Below are 25,064 nucleotides of genomic sequence, written 5' to 3'. Positions count from 1 at the left end.
CATTTTTTGAGCAAGCGCTTTCCTTTTGTTTTTTATTTTACCCTCAACCTATCATTTTATCAAGTGTTTTTTTCTAAATTTATAGAATTTTTATTAAAAAAACAAAAGAACAGCTATTTACAGCTGTTCTTCTCCTTAAATTCAACGTTCTCTCCGGTAACATCTATTATTTCATAAAAACAATCTGCTCACATCCTTACGATTTCACTTTAGCGATATGACAGGCCGATTTCCTTACCACTAGATGAGGCGGCAAAATGATCCGCTGTTTCGTATGATTGGTCTCTTCAATTTGGGCAATTAGCAGGTCAACCGCTTGCCTTCCCATTTCTTCAATAGGTTGGGCGACTGTCGTCAACGGCGGGTCGATAATGGCCGATAAAATCGTATTATCAAATCCAACCACCGACAGATCATCGGGAATGCGGAGTCCCAACTCTTTGGCCGCCTGATAAATGCCAACGGCAAGAGAATCAAAACAGGCGAAAACCGCTGTCGGCCTTGGGGTCAGCTGCAACAGCTCCATCGCCGCCCTTTTTCCATCAGCCATCGAATAGTCCGTATATACAATCCAAGATTCTTCGCATTTCAAGCCGTTCTCTTGAAGCACCTGCTGATAGGCCTGTAGCCTGTATTTATCGCTTGTGCGACTTAAATTCCCAAGCATGATCGCGATCTGTTGATGTCCTAGGGAAACAAGATGCGAGACAGCCTGATATCCCCCTAAAAAATCATCAACTCTCACCACGTTAATGGCCAGCTCCGGGATGTCTTGGGCAATAAAAACCAAAGGGAAATTCTCTTCCAACAGCTCTTTGATCATTGTATAATTGTTCGTTGTGGTTCCGATAATGATGCCATCCACGCTTTTTTGGCGCAATAAAGAAAGATACATTTCTTCCGTCTCCGGGTTGTTGTCCGTATTGCACATCAGAACGTTAAATCCCTGTTCTCTCCCCCGATCTTCCACTTTCCTAGCGATTTCAGAAAAAAATGGGTTTGCTACGTCAGGGATGACAAGGCCAATCGTTCTTGTCCGCTTCCCAGTCAACGCCGAGGCGACCATGCTCGGTTGATAATGCAGCTCTTCCATTACCCGAAGGACTCTTTTTCTCGTTCTTTCACTAATGCGCCCGGTATTGTTGAGTACTCTTGACACCGTTGAAATGGATACACCAGCTTTTTTGGCAACGTCGTAAATGGTTACTTTCATCGCTCATCATTCTCTCCATCTGTTGTAGTCAAGCTCGTTAGGTAAAGCGCTTGCCCTTCTTAATGTTATTTTAATGGTTTTTCCACTTTCTTTCAATACAATATAGAAAAAGATCCCCTTTATATCCGGCCAGAAGGAAGATTTCTAACCAGCAAGGGGATTTTTCTTAAACAACAATATACAAATACCCGTGGTGCTAGTTGAGCTTTAGCGCTCAACTAGCCCAAGTGTAACCAGGGAATAAGCTAACAATATACCGTCTAGTGCCACTTCAAATCCGATAATCGAATTGGCTCGGATCCCCGTGATGCGATAGTGGTCAACCAGAACCGAGAACACCGTCTCGATCACTTTGCGTTTTTGTTGGATCCACTGCTCCCATGTCTCAGACGGAATGGCGATGATGACAGCGTCCTCTTGCTTGACCAAATGGCGATTTCGACGATGAAGATGCACCTGAATGCATGAAAGTTGAGCAGAAACAAAAACGAAAATGGCGGCATATTGCTTTTGAATCTTGGCCCGATCTGTAGTAAAATGAAAGTGCTCTTGCATAGGGATCCTCCTTTTTAATGGTTGGTTGCACTTTCATTTTAAGGGGATCCTCATGCAAGGGCTATTTTTATGCTTGTTTGAGTTTATCTAGCACCACGGGTTATACTATATAAGTTGCAATAAAGATTTTCCGATTGTTCGATTCTGTTTTCCTTCATAACAAGTCATTTTGATAGAATGCAGCGGGCGCTCTACTGGATGTAAAACAAAGTTTCAACTTATATATTTGAGACCTATGAGAAACGTCTTGATTTCATATGGATGTATATCAAATTCCAATTTCTCACTTATCGTTCCTTCCCCTACCTCCCTTTCCATAAGATCACACTCTTGCCAAGCGAAGATGGGCAAATCGCTTGTTATATACACTTTGTTGGCTCTTCACCAAAAGTTGTACTTGATTTTTTCTGAACATACCCTATTTACGCTTGTGAGGGAAAATCAACAAATCAGTGATTTTTGCACATCTTTGGGCAGGAAACCGTATTGCTTGTCAAGTACATGTTGTGGTGAAGAGCCAGTTTTTTCCGTTTAAAACTAAAAGCAACTCCTGCCAAGTACGCTTGAGCGTAATTGGGCAGGAGTTGATCATTGCATTTTCCTACCTCCCCCGAAACACCGGCTTCCGTTTTTCTAAAAAGGCGCGGACGCCTTCGCGGTGGTCTTCGGTTTGCCGCATGCGCTGTTGGGCGTCGGTTTCAAGTTCGAGCACGCGAAGCAACTCCTCTTTTGTTTGTTCGACATACAGCAATTTCGTGGCGATCATGGCTTGGAGCGGTTTTTCCTGCAAGGAAGCGATGAATGGTTCGGCCTGCTCCTCGTTTTCGACAACGAAGTCAACGAGCCCAAGCTGCTGCGCTTCGTCCGCGCTCATCGGTTTTCCTTCCCAGATGATGTGTTTCGCTTTCGCCTTGCCGACCCGCTGCGCCAGGAAGAAATGCCCGCCGCCATCAGGGATGAGGCCGATGCCGATGAAATTCATCGCCAGGCGCGCTTCTTTTGTCGCGATCAGGTAATCGCTTGCCAAGGCGAAGCTGAATCCAAGGCCTGCCGCAGGGCCATGGATGAGGGAAACGGTGATTTTCGGCATCGTATACAAGAGTATGATCATCTCCCGAATCGTATTCATCACCGTCTGAAACTGGTTTGGATCATCGACAGCGAGCATCGTCTTAATGTCGCCCCCAGCCGAAAATCCTCTTCCTTTGCCGCGAATGACGACAACGGAAGCGTCGCTTTCCTTGATTTTCCGCAGCGCGTCGACGAGCTCATGCAACATTTGTACATCCATCGCATTGAGCGCCTGCGGGCGATTGAGTTCCAGTATTGCTTTGTTTTGGTCAAATGTCAAAACAACTGTTTCCATCGTTCTCCCCCTCTGAATCATCATTCATTTATTCATTTCCCGATCGGAGGGCAAAATTCCTTTTTTGTGCATGAAAAACTGGGTGCCCGCAGTCAAGGCACCCTCCCTTTCATTGCATTTTACCGTGTATGTTTGCCTGCTTTCTTTACAGCCGTCCTTTCTCCTCGCCTAAAGCAGCAAGCAGCCGCTCGATCCGTTCGAGCCGGCACCCCATACTCCCGATGGAGAAGGCGATCCATATTAACTGCCACAAACAGCACAAACGGCAGAAGCCACGCAAACAAAGGAAACAACCCATCTCCAATCGGACCCCTCATTTACCCTAACTTTTTCCATCTATAATTTTAGTTTTCGTTAAAAATAATCAACTTCAACTCCGTCATTTCTTCAATCGCATAACGAATGCCTTCACGGCCGAACCCGCTTTCTTTCACGCCGCCGTACGGCATATGGTCGACGCGGAACGTCGGGATGTCGTTAATGAGCACGCCACCGACGTGCAATTGTTTCGCCGCTTTCCATGCCGTATGGACGTTGTCCGTGTACACGCCCGCCTGCAAGCCATAGCGCGAGTCGTTCACGAGCTCGATCGCCTCGTCGATTGAGCGGACGCGGTTGATCAACACAATCGGGGCGAACACTTCTTGGCACGACACTTTCATCGTCGGTTCGGCGTCGACAATGACGGTCGGAAGCAGGATGTTGCCGTCGCGTTCGCCGCCAAGAACAACGTTGGCGCCGCCTTGTTTCGCCTCTTCGATCCAAGAGAGCGCCCGATCGACGTCATTTGGCGTAATTAAGGCCGACACATCGGTATTCGGATCGAGCGGGTCACCCGTCTTCAATTGTTTGGCCGCCGTGACAAATTTCTCAACGAATTCGTCATAACAATTCTCATGCACGTAAATGCGCTGGAGTGAAATGCACACCTGCCCTTGGAACGTGAACGCACCGAACACGCAGCGCGGGATGATGCGGTCAAGATCGACCTGTTCATCGACGATCACGGCCGAGTTCGAGCCGAGCTCGAGCGTCACCCGCTTTAAGCCCGCCTTATTGCGGATCGCGATGCCGACTTCCGGGCTGCCGGTGAAGGTGATCATGCTGATGCGCGGGTCGGTGACGATTTTGTCGCCGACCGTGCGGCCGCTTCCCGTGACGACGTTGAGCGCCCCTTTCGGCAAACCGGCTTTTTCGAACAGTTCGGCAATAAAGTAGGCGGACAGCGGCGTTTGGCTGGCTGGCTTCAACACAACGGTGTTGCCCGAGGCGATGGCCGGGCCAAGTTTATGGGCCACCAAGTTCATCGGGAAGTTAAACGGCGTAATCGCTCCAATGACGCCGATCGGCTCGCGGACCGTCAAGGCGATGCGATGTTCCCCGCCCGGCGCGGCGTCAAGCGGCAGCGTTTCCCCGTGAATGCGCTTCGCTTCTTCGGCGGCGAATTTGTACGTTTGAATCGTGCGGGCGACTTCCCCTTTCGCCGTGATGATCGGTTTGGCTGCTTCCAGTGCGATCAACCTTGCCGCTTCTTCCTGCCGCGCTTTCAGCTGCTCGACAACCCGCTCTAAAATGGCGGCCCGCTCATGAGCAGGCATAGCGGCCATCGTTTGCCGCGCGGCGTACGCCGCCGCGATCGCTTCGTCAACTTCTTCTTCCGATGCAGCCGGGATCTCGGCGATCGTCTCGCGTGAATACGGTGATTTCAGTTCAGTGTAAGACTTCCCTTCCCGCCATTCGCCGTTGATGTATAGCTTCTGTTTCTGCACCGCGATTGACATCTTTTCACCCTTCCCTTCTTTTAAGCACGCGGCCGAAATTTTCCCCTTCAGTATATGTCCCGCATGCCCTGTTTATTTGTTTCATTCGCCATCGCGCGTGAAAATCCTTCCACTTGTCCTTTGTTTACGAAAGCCGTCCGTTGCCATGCAGCGCCATCATTCGCCTCTCTCGTTACGGGTGACGTTCCCCTCCCCTCTCTATGATAACACTCCGTCGCTCGGTTTGCCGCCAAACTGCTTGCCCCTGTTCGCGGAAAGACAAGCAACATAGCCCTTGGTCACCGGCCGCCCAACGTTCGGCGCAACATTTCCTCAGCTAACCGTTCAGCCCCGCAAGGCATGATGATGGCTTTCTAATTCCTCCTTCTCCTATGTTTTTGTTGTATGATAAAAGCAGCCAAAAATAGTGTAGAAGGAGATTTGGAAATGAACATCAAAACACTCATCGACCTCACCATGCCGATCACGGCCCAAACTCCGGTGTACCCGGGGGATCCGAAGCCTAAAATCGAACCGGCAGCGACGTTCGCCCAAGACGGCTATCACGTCAGCCGCTTGGTGCTTGGGTCGCACAGCGGCACGCATGTGGATGCGCCGTTTCACTTTTGCGAACACGGTTGGCGGCTCGATGACGTGCCGCTCACGTATTTTCTTGGCCGCGGCGTCGTGATCAATGCCACCGGAAAAGCGGAAGGCGAAGCGGTGACGATGGCCGATGCCGCTCCGTATATCCCGAAGCTGTCGCCGGGAACCATTGTGTTGTTTCATACCGGCTGGTCGCAATACGCCGGAACAAAGCGGTATTTTTCCCATCCGTACGTTGCGCCGGAGGTGATTGAAGCGATGCTGGAGCGAGGCGTGCGGACGTTTTTCATCGACGCGCTCAACATCGACCCGCCGGACGGCTCGTCGTTCCGCGCCCACGAACTTATTCTTGGCGCCAACGGGGTGATCGGAGAAAATTTCGTGAACTTCGAGCGAATCGATTTTGATGATCCGTATATTATTGCCCTCCCCCTTTCCTTGCCTGGCTGCGACGGTTCGCCTGTTCGGGCGGTGGCGGTGCAGTGGGCGTAACAAAGAAGGATGATGCAACCAAACGCCCCGCACATGCTTTGCGCGGGGCGCGGCCTTGGGCTATTTGAGCCATTTGATCACTTTCGCCGGGTTTCCGCCAACGACCGCGTTGGCGGGGACATCTTTTGTCACGACCGCCCCTGAGGCAATGACAGCGTTGTCGCCGATCGTGACGCCCGGATTGATGACGGCCCGCCCGCCGATCCAGACGTTATGGCCGATCACAACCGGCTTTCCGTACTCCAACCCGGAATTTCGTTCGTGCGGATCGAGCGGGTGAGTCGCCGTATAAATGTGCACACCGGGACCGATGAAGCAATGGTCGCCGATTCGCACTTCACATACATCCAAAATCACGCCATCAAAGTTCATAAAAAAGTTTTCGCCGACGTGAATGTTATAGCCGTAGTCGCAGCGGAAGTTCGGCTCGATAAACAGCCGTTCTCCCGTTGAACCGAACAGTTCTTTGAGCAGAGCGGTTCGCTTTTCATATTCCGTTTCCAACGTTTCATTATACAAACGAACGAGCCGCCGCGCCCGCTCCCGCTCCTTGACGAGCTCCGGATCAGCAGGATTGTACAAGTGTCCCGCCACCATCTTTTCTTTTTCGGTTTTCATCGAACCCCTCCAACATTTCATGCATTCGTTTCAAAACTCCATGGAATGATCTTATCGTCCTTCAGAAAAACCGTTCCCTGTCATCGTTTCGATGCGCACGCCTTCCCGATAATAGGCCTCCATCACATCCTTTGGCACCATGCTTCCGCCTGTCGCCCAGCCAATATGGACGGCGTTTTTCATCTTTTCTTTCAAACCGTTTGCCTCTACGTACGTTTGCCCCGCCAAATCACGAAACAGCCGAACAGGCCCCGCCACCCCCGCCAAGGCGGACGGCTCTAAATAGATTTCCTCCGTTTCCACCATCGCCGCGAGCAAGCGGTAAAGCGTCGCATCGTCCACCGTATAGACGCCGCTGATGACGTTCTCAAGCATGTTCCCCACCAGCCGCGACGGCCGCCCCACCGCCAGCCCGTCCGCTTCGGTCTTATTGTCGAGGCCAAAATCTTGCACCGACACGCGGTCGTGCTCTCCTGTCATCAACCCAAGCAGCATGCAAGGCGAATGCGTCGGCTCAGCGAAAAAGCAATGCACATGATCGCCGTACACGAGCTTCAGCCCAAACGTCACCCCGCCCGGACCGCCGCCGACGCCGCAAGGAAGATACACAAAGAGCGGGTGTTTTTCATCAACCGTGATGTTCATGTCCTCTAATTGCTTTTTCAGCCGAAACGCCGCCACCGCATAGCCTAAAAACAGATGGATCGAGTTTTCATCATCGATAAAATACGACGTTGGATCCTCGGCGGACTGTCTTCGCGCCTCTTCCACCACTTTGTTGTAATCGGTGAGATGTTCGATGACGGTGACCCCTTTGCTTCGCAACAAGTCTTTTTTCCATTGTTTCGCATCGGCTGACATATGAACGGTGACGCGGAATCCAAGCTTTGCCCCGATGATGCCGATGCTCAAGCCCAAGTTCCCTGTCGAACCGACGACAAGGGAATATTGGGAAAAAAACTGTCTGAATTCCTCGCTATCCATCACCGCATAGTCGTCCCCCATGGTGATCATATGGTTTACGAGCGCGAGGTCTTCCGCATGTTTCAGAACCTCGTAAATTCCCCCTCTCGCCTTGATCGATCCGGAGATGGGAAGATGGCTGTCACATTTCAGCAGCAGCTCCCCTTCAATGTTGGTCTGAAACATCTTTTCCAAACGCTGTTTCATGTTCGGAATCCGGACTAAAGGGGATTCGATGATGCCATGGGCCGGCCGCGTCTCGGGAAAAACTTTCGCGATGTAGGGGGCAAAGCGGCGTAATCGCTCTTCGGCCTCCTTGACATCGCGTTCACGTAAAGGAATCGTTCGAATAGCTTGCGCAAACGCGTGATATTTTGGATTGCGCCAAAACACCTCTTCGGCCGCCATGATCGTTTCAAGCAGCGGGAATTCCTTTACCCACTTTTGGATTTCGTTTTTGGTCATCATGCACCATTCTCTCCCATGCGTGTTTGTCGTTTCGCACCCTTGGCGGATGCCGGTCCAAAGTCCGCTTCATTGTTTGTCGAACCGTTTACCTCCAGTCTCGCGAAAACCGCTTCCATTGTCAATGGGGAGGAAGGAAAATGGTTTGTGGGCGACATTCAGGAGTGATCCCCAGCCTCGTCGGAACGGCCAAGCAAGGTGCGATCTGCTTTGAAAAACGCCTGTCTTTCCATTATGATGAAAGAGGCAAACCATATCGTGGAGATGATGATCATGGGCAATCGCCGTGATTTATCGCTTTTGTTTCTTGTGATGTTTTTGGTCATGGCCGGGTTTGGCATCATCATTCCCGTCCTTCCGTTTTACGCTGAAACAATCGGCGCTTCCCCGACACAACTCGGCTGGTTGATGGCCGTTTATTCGCTCATGCAATTTTTATTTGCGCCGATGTGGGGGAAACTATCGGACCAATATGGACGAAAGCCGATGTTGCTCATCGGTATTTCTGGCTTAGCACTTTCGTTTTTCTTGCTCGCCGCCGCCACAACACTTTGGATGTTGTTTGCCGCTCGCATCATCGGCGGATGTCTATCGGCGGCCACGATGCCGGCCGCTATGGCGTACGTCGCAGATGTGACAACGGAAGAAGGCCGGGGCAAAGGAATGGGGATGATCGGAGCGGCCGTTGGGCTTGGATTCATTTTCGGACCGGGGATCGGCGGCGTGTTCTCGAAAACGAGCTTAACCGCTCCGTTTTGGATGGCAGGCTGCTTGGCGCTCTTGACCGCTCTATTCGTTTTCGTTTTCTTGCATGAGTCGCTTCCGAGAGAAAAACGAATGAATATACGAACAAAGCGGCCATCGCTTGCGGCCGCCCTCCAAGGGCCTGTAGCGCGCCTATACCTACTGCAGCTGATCACAACGTTTTCCCTCGCCGGACTTGAGGCGACGTTCGCCTATTTTGCCGCTGAACGAGCGGGACTTTCGTCGACGGAACTTGGCTACATCTTTATGATCATGGGGCTTGCAGGAGCCGTCGTTCAAGGGGGGCTTCTTGGAAAACTGATCCGCTCATTCGGGGAAGGCGCTGTCATTCGTGTCGGGCTGTTCTTGTCAGCAGTTGGCTTTTTTCTCATTTTATTCGTTCACAGCTTTTGGACAGCCGCGCTCTATTTAACGATTTTCGGCATTGGAAACGGCATCATCCGCCCATGCGTCTCCGCGTTGTTGACGAAATATACGGCGGACGGCCAAGGAAGCGCAACAGGCGTCTTATCATCGTTCGATTCGCTCGGCCGCATCGGCGGTCCGGCGATCGCCGGCTGGTTGTTCACCTTAAAGTCCAGTTTGCCATATATGTCAGGGATTGTGCTAACATTCATTTCCTTCGCTGTTTTTCAATCGTTTCAACGAGCCATGATGCAAAAAGACTCGGCCCTTTGACACAAGAGGAGGACGGATGTGGACATCCCCTGTTACAGATCAGCGAGCGAGAAAGCCCACTCCTTGAGGGGTGGGATGAAAGCGAGCCCCGTCTAACCTAGCGCACTGGTCACAGGTGCGCCGCCCATTGGGGTACATCCTAACCCGATGGGACGGGGTGATGACACACCCCTGAATTTGGGCGTTATCCGAACTAGAAATGGATGAGGACGCGAACGACCCAAGAATCCCACGCCTTTAGGCGTGCGGAGTGTCAAACTCACGCACGGAAGTGAACGGCTTATGCATTGGGGTGAAAATCATCATCTGCACAAAGGGGAAGGATCGCCTTGAACATCGTTCCAACCAAACAGTTGGACCGCGCCATCGTCAACCAATTTTTCAACGACCATTGGGGAAGCCCGCAAATGGTTGTCTCGACCGGCATCTATACCTGCAGCGAGCTGGATGGATTTGCGGCTGTTGAGAATGGATCTCGGATCGTCGGACTCATTACGTTTGTGATTCGTGGAAACGAATGCGAGATCATCTCGCTAGACAGCATAATGGAAAACCGCGGCATCGGCAGCGCCCTTTTGCATGAGGCAGAGGCATGGGCGAGACAACAAAGGTGCACGGCTGTTCAACTGATCACTACCAACGACAACTTGCATGCCCTTCGTTTCTATCAAAAGCGCGGCTATCAAATTGTGAACGTCTTTCCCAACGCTGTCGACAAGGCGCGACAAATCAAGCCAAACATTCCGAAAACAAGTCCTGACGGCATTCCTATTCGAGATGAGTTGTTGCTTGTAAAACCACTGGCGTGACACGAAGTGGCGATGACGCCGCATCGAAAAAGAAGCACCGGCCTTCTCCCAAGACCGGTGCTTCTTTGTTTTGAACAACCCTCCACCTATGACGCCAGCCGCGAGGAGCGTCAAATTTCGGCGGCGATATGATACATGTAATAGACCCCATAGGCGATGCTGATGAGGGAGACGGTTTTCACGATCCATTGATTCATGACTTGCTGTTTCGCTTTCATCCAAACAAACGGAATCCCGAGAAACGTCGTGAACAGCATCATGCCGATGACCGTTCCTAGGCCAAAAATCAAAATAAAAGCAAGCGCCATCCAAGTTCCTTTGACCGTCGTCATCGTCAACAACACCATTCCGGCGCTGCCGGCTAAACCGTGGACGATGCCAATCAATGTCGATTTCACATGTAAATGATGAATATCGCCCTGGTGATGATGATCCAGCCTCATTGTCGAACGGAAACTAGCAATTCCTAGAATAACGATCATGATGCCGACGCCCATTTCGAGATAAGAAGCAATCTGTTCAGGAATTTGCCGCTCAAAGGCGATCATCGCCATCCCAACAACGAGCAGCGTCAACGTATGGCCAATTCCCCAAAACATGCCGGCCAGCGATGAAAGGGACAGTTTTTTCGTCCGGCTGGCAATGGTCGAAACGGCAATGACATGATCCGGTTCCGTCGCATGTTTCATTCCAAGCAGCAATCCAAACAAGAGCACAGGCCATATCGTTCCCATTGTCTTCTTCCTTTCCCTTGTCAATATTTCCTCCAACAGACTGGCGCTTTCTCACCGCATTGTTGGCGAATGAACTGTTGGACGCGTTGGAATATCGCTTCGATGGCCGATGTTTCATACGCCAATATACGTACAGAAAAGCCTGGAACGGCTGCCGCTGAAAAACCGCAGCGAACCTCTTTCGGCATCTCTTCCATGAATTGGTTGAACTGTTCTAACACTTCCTTTGTGATGAACGGAGAAAGAGCCACGAATGATCCGACATGCGTGTAGCCGCCGAGCTGCAGCATGCTCGTTAAGTGCTGCCGCGAGTCCAAGTACAGATGATCAAACAGAACGAGCGCCTCGTCTTGATACACCTTCAGTTTCGAGCGAATCCAATCATAGCGGAACAGCTCGCCGCTTTCCGACCATCCAGGCGTGATGATTTCGCCATAAACAAACGTGGAGCTTGGCGTGATGTACACCGTCGTTTCTTGATAAAAGCGCGCATGCTCATAGGCGATCGTCGGGTCGGGGAAATATTCAAGTACGCTTTGCTCCCCAAGTGACAATCGTGTATACTGCCTTACAGGCGTTGAAGGAGTTTTGTAGATTTTCGCCGCCGACTGGGTCGTCACCATCAACCGGGCGCTGGGCTCGAGGAAGATTTCCATATCATATGAATCCCCATCGACATACCCGCCGCCCACGTGGACAAGATATAACGTCGGATGAGCCGGGTCGAGGTAAACAGGACGCATCAGTTTCAGCGCCCCTTCACTATAGTTGTCCAAAATGACGGTGCGGCCGTTTTTCACGACCGCTGTACATCGCAAACGCCCCGTCCAGCTCATTCTTCCAGCCCTGCCAGCAGCACCTGTTTTTCGATCCAATCCACAACGTCAAAAAGACCAATCTCTTCTTTTAAATTTGTAAAAATGACCGGCTTCGCCCCTCGCGCTGCTTTGGCGTCCCGTTCCATCACTTCCAGACTGGCGCCGACGTAAGGGGCAAGATCGATTTTGTTGATCACGAGCAAATCCGACTTCATCATCCCTTGTCCGCCTTTGCGCGGAATTTTCTCCCCTTGGGCGACGTCGATGACATAAATGGAGAAATCGACCAACTCCGGGCTGAAGGTCGCCGCCAAGTTATCGCCGCCGCTCTCGATCAAAATGAGTTCCACATCTGGATGGCGCCGTTTCAGTTCATCAATGGCCGCAAAATTCATTGATGCGTCTTCGCGAATGGCCGTATGCGGGCACCCGCCCGTTTCGACGCCGATAATCCGATCTTCCGGCAAGACGCTATGTTTGATTAAAAATTGGGCATCTTCTTTTGTATAAATATCATTCGTAATGACCGCGATGCTAAAGCGGCGATGCATCGCCCGCGTCAGCTTCTCGACAAGCATCGTTTTGCCGGCGCCGACCGGGCCGCCGATGCCGATTCGTACCGGTTCCATTCTGGATTCTCCCTTCTCTGTCCTTCTTTCGTTCCACGTCAAACAAGATTTACGACATAAACAATCGAACAGGAAGACGTTCATGCTGCATTTGCGCGATTTCCAAGCCGACGGCTGCCGCCCCGAGCTCCTCTTCATCGAGTGTCTCGATGATGCTCGCGGCATGAATCAAATATGGCTGCGCCATGACGAGCAGCTTTTGCCCATCCGTCTGGCCGAGGGGAATGCCGCGGACCGCGTTTTGCACCATCGTTTGTACGGAAGCAAACAAATACGTCAGCACCGTCGTTTGTTTGGCTGCTCCGATTTTGCGGCCAACCGCCGCAAACACAATGGCCGGATGAATGGACCGCGTCGTTTGCACGATCTCATCCAATTCATCGACTCCGTAAATGTCGCGGCACAGTTTCCATAAGCGCCCCCCAATCATTCTCGTTCCTTCTCGCGTTTCCTTCGCCAAGCAGAGAGCAAACAGCGTGTCGTTCAGCCGCCGCAGTCCTTCCATACGGTCGACTTCCAACTGCTCATAGGCGATCCGGCACGCCAATCCATCCGTATACGTCAGCTGGGTCTGAATATAAGCGACAAGCACATCGCCAAACGTTTTGGCATCGCAAATTTGTTCATTGTACATGTATGTTTCAAACCCAAAGGAATGGGAAAATGCTCCAGACGGAAAATTCGAATCGGAGAGCTGCAGCAGCCACAACAACTGTTGGTCAGTCATGGCGATGCCCGATATGGCGGAACGCTTGTTTTACTTTCCGTTTTTCCCTCTTGTACGGGATGCCGAGTTGCTGGAGCAGCTCTTCGACTAAATAGTCGTATTGGACGAGCATTTCCCCTTCCTCGAATTGGGCGGGCAAGTGGCGGTTGCCGAGCTGATGAGCGATCTCCCCCATTTGTTTCATGGAAACCGGCTGGATGACAAGCAAATCATCGGGAAGAACGGATACGACAATGGCATTATGCTCATCCATCCATAACACATCTCCGTCTACCAATTCTTTCGCTTCTTTCAAGCGAATGCCAATTTCCCTCCCGTGGTCGGTCACCACCCGCTGAATTCGTTTTACTAAATCATCGCTTGGCATGTACACCCGTTCGATGTGCGGGGGGAGAGAAGAAAGAGTTCGAATGTTGCCGATAACCGTTTCTACAATCATCATCATCACCTCAAAATAGAAAATATCGTTGCGCCATGGCCACAACTTCAGCCGGTTCGCACGTGATGAGCCGTCCATCGACCTTCACTTCATACGTTTGCGGATCGACATCGATTTGAGGCATGGCGTTGTTGAACACCATATCGTGTTTCGTTAACGAACGAATGTTTCCAACCGGTTTGACGATTTTGTGCAATCGCAGTTTGTCAGGGACGCCGCGTTCGAACGCCGCTTTGGACAAAAACGTAATGGACGTTTTCGCGACGGCGGCGCCATAGCTGGCGAACATCGGGCGGTACAGAGCGGGCTGCGGCGTCGGAATGCTGGCGTTCGGGTCGCCCATCACGCTGTAGGCGATCATCCCGCCTTTGATGACGAGCTCAGGCTTGATCCCGAAAAAAGCGGGATGCCAAACGACCAAATCTGCGAATTTTCCGACTTCGACTGACCCGACATACTCCGCGACGCCATGAGTGATAGCCGGGTTGATCGTATATTTGGCTACGTACCGTTTGACGCGGACATTATCGCCTCGCCCCGTTTCCTCCGGCAAGCGGCCAAACTGTTTTTTCATTTTGTCGGCCGTTTGCCACGTGCGCAAAATGACTTCCCCGACGCGCCCCATCGCTTGCGAGTCGGAACTGATCATGCTGAAGGCGCCGATGTCGTGCAAAATGTCTTCTGCCGCGATCGTTTCTTTGCGGATGCGCGAATCAGCAAAGGCAATGTCTTCTGGAACGGACGGATCTAAATGATGACACACCATTAACATATCTAAATGCTCATCGAGCGTGTTTTTCGTATACGGCCGCGTCGGGTTCGTGGAAGAAGGCAAAATGTTCGGGAAGCTGGCGACTTTCATAATATCGGGCGCATGTCCGCCTCCCGCCCCTTCCGTATGGTATGTATGGATGACACGTCCGTTAATGGCCTTCAGTGTATGCTCGACAAACCCGCCTTCATTCAACGTATCGGTATGAATGGCGACTTGCACATCGTACTCATCAGCCACTTGCAAGCACGCATCAATCGCTGCCGCCGTCGTTCCCCAGTCTTCATGAAGCTTAAGTCCCACCGCGCCCGCGCGCACTTGCTCCGCGATCGGCTCTTTTGCCGACGCGTTGCCTTTTCCTAAAAACCCAAGATTCATCGGGAACGCTTCGGCGGCTTCAAGCATCCGGTAAATGTTCCACTCTCCCGGCGTGCACGTCGTGGCATTCGTTCCAGTCGCCGGTCCGGTCCCGCCACCAATCATCGTCGTAATGCCGGATGACAGGGCGGTTTCGATTTGCTGCGGGCAAATGAAATGGATATGGGCATCCACTCCTCCAGCGGTCACGATTTTCCCTTCGGCCGCGATCACTTCCGTTGAGGCGCCGATGACAATATTGACGCCGTCCATTAACAGCGGATTCCCCGCCTTGCCGATGGCAGCGATGTTTCCATCTTTGATCCCGATATCGGCTTTGTAAATGCCGGTGTAATCAACGATGACGGCGTTCGTCAACACTAAATCGACCGCTTCGTCGCGGACAGCGAGCGGATGCTGCCCCATCCCGTCGCGAATCACCTTCCCGCCGCCGAATTTCACTTCATCGCCGTAAACGGTATAGTCATGCTCAATTTCAATCCATAAGTCTGTGTCCGCCAACCGGATGCAGTCCCCGGTCGTCGGTCCAAACATATCCGCGTATTGCCGTCTTGACATGGAAAAACTCATTCTCTTGCTCCCTCCTTCCCGTTGTCATCAAGCGGACCGTTGACCATATTGTTTAATCCGTACACCCGGCGCTTGCCGGAGAACGGGACAAGCTCCACTTGCTTCGCATCCCCGGGTTCAAAACGGACCGCTGTCCCGGCTGGGATGTTCAAATGTTTTCCGTATGCGGCCTGTCGGTCAAATTCGAGAAACGAATTGACTTCAAAAAAGTGAAAATGGGAACCGACCTGCACCGGGCGGTCGCCGCGGTTTATGACCGTCAGCTTCGTAACCGGCTTTTGCCGGTTGCACACAATCGGTTCGTCGCGCAATCGGTATTCTCCTGGGATCATAAGATCACTCCTTTATCCACCTTCATCGGAATCGGCCGGCGCTATTACGACCGGATCGGCTGGTGGACCGTGACGAGTTTCGTGCCGTCCGGAAACGTCGCCTCGACTTGAATCTCGTCGATCATGTCAGCGACGCCTTCCATCACATCATCGCGCGTCAAAATCGTTGCGCCGTATTGCATCAACTCCGCCACCGTCCGCCCGTCGCGGGCTCCTTCCATCAGTTCATACGTAATGAGCGCCACCGCTTCCGGATAATTTAGCTTCAAGCCCCGCTCTTTCCGGCGGCGCGCCAAATCAGCGGCAACGACGATCAGCAGCTTTTCCTGTTCACGCGGAGTCAGTTTCACTCATCTCTTCCCCCCTCTTGAATGCTCCCGCCTATACTCGCAGGTTCAAAAAATCTCTCATTCGCTAACACCGCTGTCTGCTGCTTAAACAGCAAGAAACGATTGAATATAAGTCAAATCAGCCCCATCGACATCCCCTTTCGCCACGACAGCGCCGCGATCCAAAATATAGAAACGATCGGCACAAGAAAACGCCAGCTCCACGTTATGTTCGACCAATATGATGCCAACCTGCTTTTCTTCGGCGATTTTCATAATCGCATCATGAATCAACGCAACGATCGAGGGCTGAATGCCTTCCATCGGTTCATCAAGCAAGAGCAGTTTCGGCCGGCCGGCCAACGCGCGGGCAATGGCCAGCTGTTGCTGCTGTCCGCCGCTTAAATCTCCTCCTTTTCGCTGGCGCATCTCTTTTAAAATCGGGAACAGCGCGTACATTTCATCAAGGGTCGGCTGGGGACGGACTTTTTCGGCCTGCGCTTCCAGCCCGAGAAGAATATTTTCCTCCACCGTCAACGCCGAAAAAATTTCCCTCCCTTGCGGCACATAGCCGATCCCCGCTCGCGCCCGCCGCTCCGGCGGCCAGCGCGTGATATCTTCCCCCTCCCATTCGATGACGCCTGACATCGGGCGAATCAACCCGATGATCGTCTTCATCAACGTCGTTTTTCCAACCCCGTTTCTGCCCAACACCGCCGTCACCCGACCAAGAGGAACATCCATGTCAACATGATCGAGCACCACACTTCCGTCATAGCCAGCCGTTACATCCCGGAGGCGCAGCACGCGTTTTTCCCCCTTCCAAGGTACACATCGATCACTTGTTCGTTTTGCTGCACTTCATCCATCGATCCTTCGCACAATACTTTTCCTTCATGCATGACTGTCACTTGTTTGGAATAGCGGCGGACAAAGTCCATATCATGCTCGACAATAATGACCGCACAATGTTCGGCCATTTCATGGAGCCATTCCCCCGTGCGCTCCCGCTCCGCCGCACTCATGCCGGCGATCGGCTCATCCAATAGGAGGAGCTGCGGACGCTGAATGAGCTGCATGCCGATTTCCAACCACTGCTTTTGGCCATGAGACAGTGAGCCCGCTAAGCGATGACGTTCATCGAGCAATCCAATTTTCTCTAGCTGTGCTGCCATCATTTCTTTCTCTTCTCCAGTCAACTTCGCCCGCAAAACGGAACGCAGACGCCGATCTTGTCGCATGGCTAACTCCATATTTTCCCACACCGTCAAAAACGGAAAAATGGAAGGGCTTTGAAACTTCCGGGCGATGCCTATTTGCACGATCTCATATTCCGGCCGTTGCGTGATGTCATGGAAAAAAAACAGCACCCGCCCGTCCGTCACTCTCGTCCGCCCGCAAATGACATCGAGCAGCGTCGTTTTTCCCGCTCCGTTCGGACCGATCAAAAATCGCACTTCATGGGGGTAAACCGCGAGATCAACACCTTGCAAAGCACGAAATCCATCGAAGTCAACGACGACGTCACGACACATCAACACGGGCTTCACGTTCATGCCCCCTTTTTGCTTTGATGCGAACGGCAGCGAGCGATTCATAAATACCCGCCAATCCTTTCGGAACAAACAACACAACAACGACAAACAAGGCGCCTAACAAAAGCAGCCATAGATCCGGATAATTTTCGCTTAAAAAGCTTTTCGCCGTGTTCATGACAATCGCACCAATGATCGCGCCCATGAGCGATTGGCGTCCGCCGACAGCGGCCCATAACACCATTTCGATCGAAGGAATAATCCCCATCATCTCCGGGGAAATGAGCCCGACTTGCAGGACAAACAACGCCCCAGCCACCCCGGCAAAGGCTGCTGACAAACTATACACAAACACTTTATAGACGGTCGGATTGAATCCTAAAAAACGAACCCGGTTTTCCGCGTCGCGAATCGCGATGAGCACCTTCCCCAACCGTCCGGACGTCAAGCGGCGCGCCGCGACGAAAATGAGAGCGAGACAGGCCGTTGTCAGCCAATACAAAACGATTTGGGTGAGCGGCGATGACAGCGAAAAACCAAACACGGTCGAAAAATTGGTCAAGCCGTTCGTTCCGCCTGTCCATTCTTGCTTGCCGATAAACAACGTAACAAACACGACAACAACCGCCTGGGAAAGGAGAGAAAAATAGACGCCTTGAATCCGATTTTTAAACGTTAAATAGCTTAATAGCGCAGCGAGCAACGTAGGAAGAGCGATCGCGGCGGCGATGGCCACCATCGGATGCGCAAACGGCTTCCAAAACCACGGCAGTTCGCGCACGCCGCTCCACTCCATAAAATCAGGCAAATGCCCTCGCGAAGCTTCGAGCTTCAAATACATCGCCATGCAATAAGCACCCAATCCAAAATACACCCCATGGCCGAGGCTCAAAATGCCGGTATATCCCCAAATGAGGGAGATGCCGACCGCCACGATGGCAAAGCAAAGAAATTTGCCAAGCAAAGACAGGCGAAACTCCGTTAAATAAAATGGCGCCAAAAACAAAGCAACGAAAAACAGCCAGTATCCCCAACGTTTGTTCACGATGCTTCCTCCCCTCAATCGAGCGACCGCGTCCTCAAGCTAAGAAGACCGGACGGTTTCCATTGCAAGAACGCAATAATGAGAACGAACACAATGACTTTGGCGATGGTGGCGCTTGTGGAATATTCGACAAAGGTGGAGATTAAGCCGAGGCCAAACGCTCCTAGCAGCGTCCCAGCCAGTTTTCCCACTCCTCCTAAAATGACGACCATAAATGCATCGACAATATAGTACGTGCCGATCGTCGGCCCAATCGGCCCAAGCAAGGTCAACGCACATCCCGCCACCCCCGCCAATCCTGAACCGATGGCAAACGAGTAAGCATCGACCTTTTGCGTGGCAATGCCGAGACAGGCCGCCATCGGCCGGTTCATGGTGACAGCCTGAATGCGTCGGCCAGCTCGTGTTTTCGTTAAATACATATAAAGAAAGAACACGATCGCCAATACAAGACAGAGAATAAACAACCGTTTATACGGAAACACCGCCCCAAACAAGCGGATTCCGCCATCCAGCCAGCTTGGCGGCACAACCGCCACGTTGGGCGCCCCAAAGATGAGGCGGGCCGTCTGTTGCAAAATCAAACTGATCCCCCATGTCGCCAACAAACTGTCCAGCGGGCGGTGGTACAAATGGCGGATCAAGCTTTTTTCCAACCCCCACCCAAGCAAGGCAGCGATGAGAAACGACGACGGAATGGCAATGACAAAGTACATCCCCGCTGATTGCGGCGCATGATGGGCAAAGATTTGTTGAATGACGTAGGTTGTGTACGCGCCGACCATCATCAGTTCACCGTGCGCCATATTGATGACGCCCATCAATCCAAAGGTGATCGCCAACCCAATGGCGATCAAAAGCAAAATCGAACCGACGCTCAGCCCGTTGAATAATTGGTCAATAAACATCGCCGTCCCCCTCTCATGTCCGCTGGGCAAGAAGGAAGGACATGCCTTCCTCCCCATGCAACTATTCACTTAATCCTTTCGCCCATGGGTAGCTCTTTAAATACGGATCCGGCTTCACCGGCTGACCGGAATTCCATAACTCTTTGAATTGTCCGTCCGCTTGGATTTCACCAATGCGCACCGTTTTCCATAAATGCTGCGTTTCCCCGTCAATTTTCACCGTTCCTTCCGGCGCCTTGTATTCAAGGCCGGCCGCCGCTTTTTTCACTTGATCCACATCAAAGGAGCCGGCTTTTTTCACTGCTTCGGCCCATAAATGAACGGCTGTATACGCCGCTTCAATCGGATCATCGGTCACGCGGTCTTGCCCGTACTTTTCTTTATACTTTTGTACAAACGCCTTATTTTCCGGTGTATCGGTCGTCTGAAAATAGTTCCACACAGCCAAGTGACCGGCCAACACATCCGGCCCGATCCCGCGTATTTCTTCTTCTGCGATGCTGACGGACATCACCGTCACGTCTTTCGGTGTGATGCCAGCGTCTTTCAACTGTTTGAAAAAGGCGACATTGCTATCGCCGTTGAGCGTATTGAAGACGACAGCCGGTTTCACTTGTTTGATTTTGCTGATAATGGTGCTATAATCGGTATGGCCGAGCGGCGTATATTCTTCCCCGACCACTTGCCCACCTTCGGCCTTCAACTGGGCCTTGATGATTTTGTTCGCTGTCCGCGGAAAGACGTAATCCGATCCAAGCAAGAAAAACGTCTTGCCGCGGTTTTTCAAGAGCCAGCTGACCGCTGGAACGATTTGTTGATTCGTCGTCGCCCCAGTGTAAAAGATGTTCGGAGACGACTCCATCCCTTCATATTGCACCGGATACCAAAGCAGCCCGTTGTTTTGCTCCACAACCGGAAGCATCGCCTTGCGGCTCGCCGATGTCCAACCGCCGAAAATGGCGGCCACTTGATCTTTTTGCAGCAATTTTTTCGCCTTTTCGGCAAATGTCGGCCAGTCGGACGCTCCATCTTCCACAACCGGTTCAATCTTCTTGCCGAGCAGCCCGCCCGATGCATTGATTTCCTCAATGGCCATTAACTCGGCATCGCGCAACGATACTTCACTGATGGCCATCGTTCCGCTTAACGAGTGAAGGATTCCTACTTTGACCACATCCCCTTCTTTGCCAGCCGAAGATGAATCATTTTGATTCTCGTTTTTGGCTTGATCCACTGCTGATGACGCCGCACATCCCCCAAGAGCAAAAACACTGACGCATAAAAGCAGCCATAATTTCCACATGAATGCTGGTTTCATTCGCACACCCTTCCCCCTATTCATTTGAAACATCGATGAATTCCTGCCCCTCGTTCATCTAAAAGAGCGCATCCCTCCCTTGTTCCTCAAAAGCGATGCATGTTCTCCACGTTGAGGATTTGTTCTTGATTAGCAGTATAAGGCCCACGTTTCACGGACTCAACATATTTGTCATATTTTATTACATATTTTTGTTATATTTATTATCAATCATCTTCCGACCAATCAGCCAGGTCGAAAAACAAAACATGCCCCAAAAAGGCACACATGCACCTTTTTGGGGCAGCGTTCATTTCACAAGCGACAAATCCACTCCAATGACCCCGACAATTTGACCGTTATGATCCCTAATGGGAGCGGACACCGTGACGCAAAGATGTTTCGTCAATGCCGATACATACGGATCGGAAACATACACTGTTCCTCTACAAGCTTCCTGAAACCACGACCGGACTTTGGCGTTGACCAAGCCCGCCGGCGGATTCGAATAGACAAACGCCCCATCAAGACGATTCGACCAGACAGCCTCAATCTCTCCATTCTCAGATAAAAATCGATCCAGCACGCGTTGATGCATGGCCTCATCCATTTGTTCCAACGGAGCTGACTGAAGCAAAGCCGATAGTTTCTGAATCGTGTTTTTCACGACCGCATCATCGACAGAAATCGTTTCTCTCATCCAATCACGTCCGACCGTTTGTTGCAGCTCCTCCGCTGTCTTTTGCAGCGCTTCATTAATGCGCAAAATCTGTTCGACGCTTTCATGCTGTTCGTTCATATCCGCCGTCACTCGCTCGACAAACCGTTGATTTTCCCGGCTCAATTGCACGATTTCTTCTAGGAGAACGGCGATTTCTTTCACGCTGTCCGACTGCCCAGACGCTGACCGGACAGAAGAGGAGACGAGGTCCGTCATATCATTCAGCTGTCGCTGCAGCAAATGAAGGAACGACATAATCGCTTCCATTTCTTTCTCTTCAACATCGATTTGCTTTGTTTCTTCGCGAACGATATCGGTTGTCGCTGCGATTTCGCGTTGAATAAGGGACAAAATATCCTGTGTTTGCTGGACAGCTTCCGACGTTTGATTCGCCAACATGCCGATTTCCCGCGCGACGACCGCAAACCCGCGCCCATGTTCTCCCGCACGAGCCGCCTCAATATTGGCATTGAGCGACAAAATTTTCGTTTTCTGCGAAATCTCGCCGATCGCTGATATAATTTCATTGATGCGTCGCGAATGATGAACGAGATGGTCCATTTGTTCCAATAACGTTTCATGGTGGGAGCGCAGTGTTCGAATTTCTTTTTGCAACGTCTCCAATGAATTCCATGAATGCAGCCAATGTTCGGAAAACTGCTGGCTGCTCGCATACATATCACGCGAAGATGCAGCGATTTCCCTAGCCGCCTCCTCGATTGTTCGCATTTTGTTCGCCACTTTTTCCGTATACTCCACCGTTTTCTCGCTATGGTCCATCAGCTCTGCCGCACTATTCCGGCTTGAATCGGAAATGTCATTCAGCGAAAGTGCCGCCATCTTCATCTGTTCCATCGCTGCTTTGAGCTGATCAACCGCCACAACAATTTGCCTTGCAATTTGTTGCGGTCCTCCCTGCGTTTCCTCACGTCGAGGCTGATCCAGTTCGCGCTTTATTTTTCGTTCCGCACGTCTCGCAAAAATCAACAGGCGTCACTCCTTATGTCATTTTTTATTACATAATTATAATATAAAATATAACAAAAGAACATATAAAAATAAGACGCCCGTTCTTCTAAAAACGAGCGTCTTGCCTGGAAAAGGCTAGAGAACCATATTCAATAACAAAATGAAGACAAACGCCACCACCGAAATAATCGTTTCCATGACTGTCCATGTCATGAGCGTTTCTTTCACCGTCATGCCGAAATATTCTTTGATCATCCAGAAGCCGGAGTCATTGACGTGCGACAAGATCAACGAACCCGCGCCGGTCGCCAAGACAAGCAGTTCCATATTCGTTCCCGGCATGGTAGCCGCGATGGGGGCAACGATGCCGGCAGCGGTCATCATCGAGACGGTCGCCGATCCCGTCGCTACGCGAATGAGCGCCGCAATGCCCCAGCCTAACAGGAGCGGAGAGAAGTGCGAGTGTTTCGCCACTTCCGCGATTTGTTCGCCGATGCCGGAATCAAGCAGCACTTTGTTGAATGCGCCGCCCGCCCCGATGACAAGCAGGATGTTCGCGACCGGACCAAGGCAGTCATTGGCGAACTTCAGCACGGCGTCGCGATGGAAGCCGCGGGCGTAGCCTAAGCTGAAGAACGAATAAACCGTCGCGATCAAGAGCGCAACAATCGGGTCGCCGATAAAGCGCAACACTTTCGCCGCTTCTGACTTTTGATCAAGCGTCACGTTTGCCACAGAGGCAATCAACATCAAAATGACCGGAAGCAAAATCGTGAACAGCGTATTGCCAAAGCCAGGAAGCTCACGTGCTTCTTTATGCTGCACAATCTAATGAGCAATAATAACACGATAATAGCAGCAACAACAATGGCGATTCCCATCACAAGCTCCTCCTTTATCTTTGAGATAAATCGATTTAGTGAACAAAGCAAACGTTTTCAGATCTTTGAAGGAAAGGGCTAAATCGATTTAGCGCCCGATCATAGCCAACTAAATCGATTTAGTCTTCCTCCCTTTACCCACTCCGCCGCTGAAACGCAGCGATGATGTCGAACTCCTCTTTCAATCGCTCATACAAGCGGGCATACAAATCAAACAGTTCAGCGTAAATGAGCGTATGTTCTTCCTTCGGCTCATGGCGGGCCGTTGTGTCGATCCACGTTTTCACCGTTTCCAGCGACGGCAGCTCGCCTAACGCGTAAAGCGCCACGGCAGCCGCCCCTAGCGCCGACGCCTCGTGCGTCTGCGGCACGATGAGCGGTTTGCCGAGCATATCAGAAAGCATTTGCCGCCAAAACGGCGACTTGGCGAATCCGCCCGAGACACGGATTTCCGACATCGGCCCCGTGACATCGCGAATGGCTAAAGCGACCGAGAGAATGCTGAAGCAGACGCCTTCCATGACAGCGCGGATGAAATGCTCGCGCTTATGATGAAGGCCAAGGCCAAAAAACGTCCCACGCGCGTTCGCATTCCAGTACGGCGCCCGCTCGCCCGACAAAAACGGCAAAAACACAAGCCCTTCCGCCCCCGGCGGGACGCGTTCCGCGTATTTCGTCAACAAGTCATACGGATCGATGCCGAGCTTTTTCGCCACTTCCCGCTCTTGGGCGCCAAACTCGTCGCGCAGCCAGCGAAGCAAAATGCCGCCGTTGTTCGTCGGTCCGCCGACGACCCAATAGCCGGGCGTCAACGCATAACAAAACGTCCGCCCTTTTTCATCGGTCGTCGGTTTTGCCGCAATCGTCCGCACCGCCCCGCTCGTCCCGATCGTAATGGCCGCTTCACCTGGGAGCACCGCCCCGACGCCGACGTTGGCGAGCACGCCGTCGCTTGCTCCGATCACAACAGGCACGTCAGCGGATACCCCCATTTTATCCGCCCATTCTTTCTTCATCCCTTGCAAGATGTATGTCGCTGGGACTAAACGCGGCAGCCGCTCGCGGCTTATGCCAAGAAACGAAAGCACATCCTCGTCCCAATCAAGCGTATCGAGGCAGAACAAACCGGTCGCTGAAGCGAGCGAATGGTCAGCGATATAATCGCCGTATAGACGGTAAAGCACATAATCTTTCACAGAGACAAACCAGCGGGCTTGCCGAAACACATCCGGCTGCTTCTCTTTCAGCCAAAGCAGTTTCGGCAACGGGGACATCGGATGGATCGGCGTCCCCGTCCGCCGGTAAATGGCAAGCCCGTTTTGCTCTTTCCACAGCCGCTCCGTTTGAGCCACGCTTCGGTTGTCCGCCCAGATGAGGAGGCGGGTGAGCGGCCGGCCCGACTCGTCAAGCGCCATAATCGAGTGCATCGCCGCACTCAAACCCATCGCTTTCACCTGTTCTGGGCGGATGCCGTGGCGGACCGTCACCGCCCCGACCGCTTGAACGACCGCCGCGAACAGTTCATCGGGATCCTGCTCGGCAAACCCCGGATGCGGCTGGATGATCGGATAGTCGACGGGGTGAGAAGCCAGCACCTTCCCCCGCCCGTCAAACACAACCGCTTTTGTGCTTGTCGTTCCAATATCAATCCCAATGACGACGTCCTCATGAATCGCCATCGTTTCTCCTC

The 25,064-nt window shown here is 52.0% G+C and carries 25 protein-coding genes and 1 pseudogene; 3 read left to right on the top strand and 23 right to left on the bottom strand.

The features are described from left to right. Positions 1 to 196: 196 nt before the first annotated feature. From B9L21_RS07010 to B9L21_RS06995, 5 genes are all read right to left on the bottom strand, one after another. Entirely contained in the window at positions 197 to 1,213 is a 1,017-nt protein-coding gene (locus tag B9L21_RS07010; RefSeq protein WP_063165760.1) for a LacI family DNA-binding transcriptional regulator, read from the bottom strand. Between the two features lie 207 nt (positions 1,214 to 1,420). Continuing rightward, positions 1,421 to 1,768 (bottom strand): hypothetical protein, encoded by a 348-nt coding sequence (locus B9L21_RS07005; protein ID WP_089134994.1) that lies wholly within the window; start codon positions 1,766 to 1,768, stop codon positions 1,421 to 1,423. Positions 1,769 to 1,981: 213 nt separating this feature from the next. Further along, a complete protein-coding gene (locus tag B9L21_RS17595; protein WP_236933440.1) occupies positions 1,982 to 2,086 on the bottom strand; it encodes a hypothetical protein in 105 nt (34 codons plus the stop codon). Between the two features lie 283 nt (positions 2,087 to 2,369). Next, complete coding sequence (locus B9L21_RS07000; RefSeq protein ID WP_063165758.1) at positions 2,370 to 3,134, bottom strand: enoyl-CoA hydratase; 765 nt, start codon at positions 3,132 to 3,134, stop codon at positions 2,370 to 2,372. A 344-nt stretch (positions 3,135 to 3,478) separates the two neighbouring features. Next, entirely contained in the window at positions 3,479 to 4,915 is a 1,437-nt protein-coding gene (locus B9L21_RS06995) for an aldehyde dehydrogenase family protein (RefSeq protein WP_063165757.1), read from the bottom strand. 426 nt (positions 4,916 to 5,341) lie between these two features. Here B9L21_RS06995 and B9L21_RS06990 point away from each other — a divergent pair, with 426 nt between their 5' ends. Beyond that, a complete protein-coding gene (locus B9L21_RS06990; RefSeq protein WP_063165756.1) occupies positions 5,342 to 5,992 on the top strand; it encodes a cyclase family protein in 651 nt (216 codons plus the stop codon). A 60-nt stretch (positions 5,993 to 6,052) separates the two neighbouring features. On the opposite strand, the gene B9L21_RS06985 is transcribed toward B9L21_RS06990, so the two are convergent. Together B9L21_RS06985 and B9L21_RS06980 are read right to left on the bottom strand one after the other, a co-directional pair. Then, a complete protein-coding gene (locus tag B9L21_RS06985; protein WP_020960046.1) occupies positions 6,053 to 6,610 on the bottom strand; it encodes a sugar O-acetyltransferase in 558 nt (185 codons plus the stop codon). Between the two features lie 51 nt (positions 6,611 to 6,661). After that, positions 6,662 to 8,041 (bottom strand): D-serine ammonia-lyase, encoded by a 1,380-nt coding sequence (locus tag B9L21_RS06980; RefSeq protein WP_063165755.1) that lies wholly within the window; start codon positions 8,039 to 8,041, stop codon positions 6,662 to 6,664. A gap of 270 nt (positions 8,042 to 8,311) precedes the next feature. Here B9L21_RS06980 and B9L21_RS06975 point away from each other — a divergent pair, with 270 nt between their 5' ends. Both B9L21_RS06975 and B9L21_RS06970 read left to right on the top strand, forming a co-directional pair. Then, the gene (locus B9L21_RS06975; protein ID WP_063167343.1) at positions 8,312 to 9,481 is read left to right on the top strand and encodes an MFS transporter; all 1,170 of its coding nucleotides are present in this window, start codon (positions 8,312 to 8,314) and stop codon (positions 9,479 to 9,481) included. 329 nt (positions 9,482 to 9,810) lie between these two features. Then, on the top strand, positions 9,811 to 10,290 hold the full coding sequence (locus B9L21_RS06970) for a GNAT family N-acetyltransferase (protein ID WP_063165754.1): 480 nt from the start codon (positions 9,811 to 9,813) through the stop codon (positions 10,288 to 10,290). 110 nt (positions 10,291 to 10,400) lie between these two features. On the opposite strand, the gene B9L21_RS06965 is transcribed toward B9L21_RS06970, so the two are convergent. From B9L21_RS06965 to B9L21_RS06890, 16 genes and pseudogenes are all read right to left on the bottom strand, one after another. Then, positions 10,401 to 11,024: an urease accessory protein gene (locus tag B9L21_RS06965; RefSeq protein WP_015375014.1), complete on the bottom strand. Its 624-nt coding sequence runs from the start codon at positions 11,022 to 11,024 to the stop codon at positions 10,401 to 10,403. Between the two features lie 20 nt (positions 11,025 to 11,044). Then, positions 11,045 to 11,860, bottom strand: a complete 816-nt coding sequence (locus B9L21_RS06960) for an urease accessory protein UreD (RefSeq protein ID WP_015375015.1) — start codon at positions 11,858 to 11,860, stop codon at positions 11,045 to 11,047. Further along, complete coding sequence (gene ureG / locus B9L21_RS06955; protein WP_033011718.1) at positions 11,857 to 12,471, bottom strand: urease accessory protein UreG; 615 nt, start codon at positions 12,469 to 12,471, stop codon at positions 11,857 to 11,859. The genes B9L21_RS06960 and ureG overlap by 4 nt, the downstream gene beginning before the upstream one ends. A 49-nt stretch (positions 12,472 to 12,520) precedes the next feature. Continuing rightward, the gene (locus tag B9L21_RS06950) at positions 12,521 to 13,198 is read right to left on the bottom strand and encodes an urease accessory protein UreF (protein ID WP_033025553.1); all 678 of its coding nucleotides are present in this window, start codon (positions 13,196 to 13,198) and stop codon (positions 12,521 to 12,523) included. Beyond that, positions 13,191 to 13,637: an urease accessory protein UreE gene (gene ureE, locus B9L21_RS06945; protein WP_050367339.1), complete on the bottom strand. Its 447-nt coding sequence runs from the start codon at positions 13,635 to 13,637 to the stop codon at positions 13,191 to 13,193. Before ureE ends, B9L21_RS06950 begins: the two co-directional genes overlap by 8 nt. Before the next feature lie 10 nt (positions 13,638 to 13,647). Continuing rightward, the gene (gene ureC / locus B9L21_RS06940) at positions 13,648 to 15,357 is read right to left on the bottom strand and encodes an urease subunit alpha (RefSeq protein WP_063165753.1); all 1,710 of its coding nucleotides are present in this window, start codon (positions 15,355 to 15,357) and stop codon (positions 13,648 to 13,650) included. Further along, on the bottom strand, positions 15,354 to 15,689 hold the full coding sequence (locus B9L21_RS06935; RefSeq protein WP_015375019.1) for an urease subunit beta: 336 nt from the start codon (positions 15,687 to 15,689) through the stop codon (positions 15,354 to 15,356). The genes ureC and B9L21_RS06935 overlap by 4 nt, the downstream gene beginning before the upstream one ends. A 44-nt stretch (positions 15,690 to 15,733) precedes the next feature. Next, positions 15,734 to 16,039, bottom strand: a complete 306-nt coding sequence (gene ureA / locus B9L21_RS06930) for an urease subunit gamma (protein WP_020755308.1) — start codon at positions 16,037 to 16,039, stop codon at positions 15,734 to 15,736. Between the two features lie 84 nt (positions 16,040 to 16,123). After that, positions 16,124 to 16,825: an urea ABC transporter ATP-binding subunit UrtE gene (gene urtE, locus B9L21_RS06925; protein WP_063165752.1), complete on the bottom strand. Its 702-nt coding sequence runs from the start codon at positions 16,823 to 16,825 to the stop codon at positions 16,124 to 16,126. Beyond that, entirely contained in the window at positions 16,804 to 17,568 is a 765-nt protein-coding gene (gene urtD, locus B9L21_RS06920; RefSeq protein WP_063165751.1) for an urea ABC transporter ATP-binding protein UrtD, read from the bottom strand. The genes urtE and urtD overlap by 22 nt, the downstream gene beginning before the upstream one ends. Next, a complete protein-coding gene (gene urtC / locus B9L21_RS06915; protein ID WP_063167342.1) occupies positions 17,543 to 18,601 on the bottom strand; it encodes an urea ABC transporter permease subunit UrtC in 1,059 nt (352 codons plus the stop codon). The genes urtD and urtC overlap by 26 nt, the downstream gene beginning before the upstream one ends. Before the next feature lie 11 nt (positions 18,602 to 18,612). Beyond that, positions 18,613 to 19,506, bottom strand: coding sequence for an urea ABC transporter permease subunit UrtB (gene urtB, locus B9L21_RS06910; RefSeq protein WP_042380689.1), 894 nt, complete (start codon positions 19,504 to 19,506; stop codon positions 18,613 to 18,615). A gap of 61 nt (positions 19,507 to 19,567) precedes the next feature. After that, entirely contained in the window at positions 19,568 to 20,824 is a 1,257-nt protein-coding gene (urtA, locus tag B9L21_RS06905; RefSeq protein ID WP_033005789.1) for an urea ABC transporter substrate-binding protein, read from the bottom strand. Between the two features lie 289 nt (positions 20,825 to 21,113). Next, positions 21,114 to 22,511 (bottom strand): methyl-accepting chemotaxis protein, encoded by a 1,398-nt coding sequence (locus tag B9L21_RS06900; RefSeq protein ID WP_021321537.1) that lies wholly within the window; start codon positions 22,509 to 22,511, stop codon positions 21,114 to 21,116. Positions 22,512 to 22,628: 117 nt separating this feature from the next. Beyond that, a pseudogene (locus B9L21_RS06895) lies at positions 22,629 to 23,300 on the bottom strand (permease DsdX); the annotation flags it as partial. A gap of 208 nt (positions 23,301 to 23,508) precedes the next feature. Next, positions 23,509 to 25,053 (bottom strand): gluconokinase, encoded by a 1,545-nt coding sequence (locus tag B9L21_RS06890; RefSeq protein ID WP_063167341.1) that lies wholly within the window; start codon positions 25,051 to 25,053, stop codon positions 23,509 to 23,511. Between the last annotated feature and the right edge of the window lie 11 nt (positions 25,054 to 25,064).

The organism is Geobacillus uzenensis, assembly GCF_002217665.1.
Taxonomy (GTDB): domain Bacteria; phylum Bacillota; class Bacilli; order Bacillales; family Anoxybacillaceae; genus Geobacillus; species Geobacillus subterraneus.
This window is presented reverse-complemented; position numbering and strand designations above follow the sequence as displayed.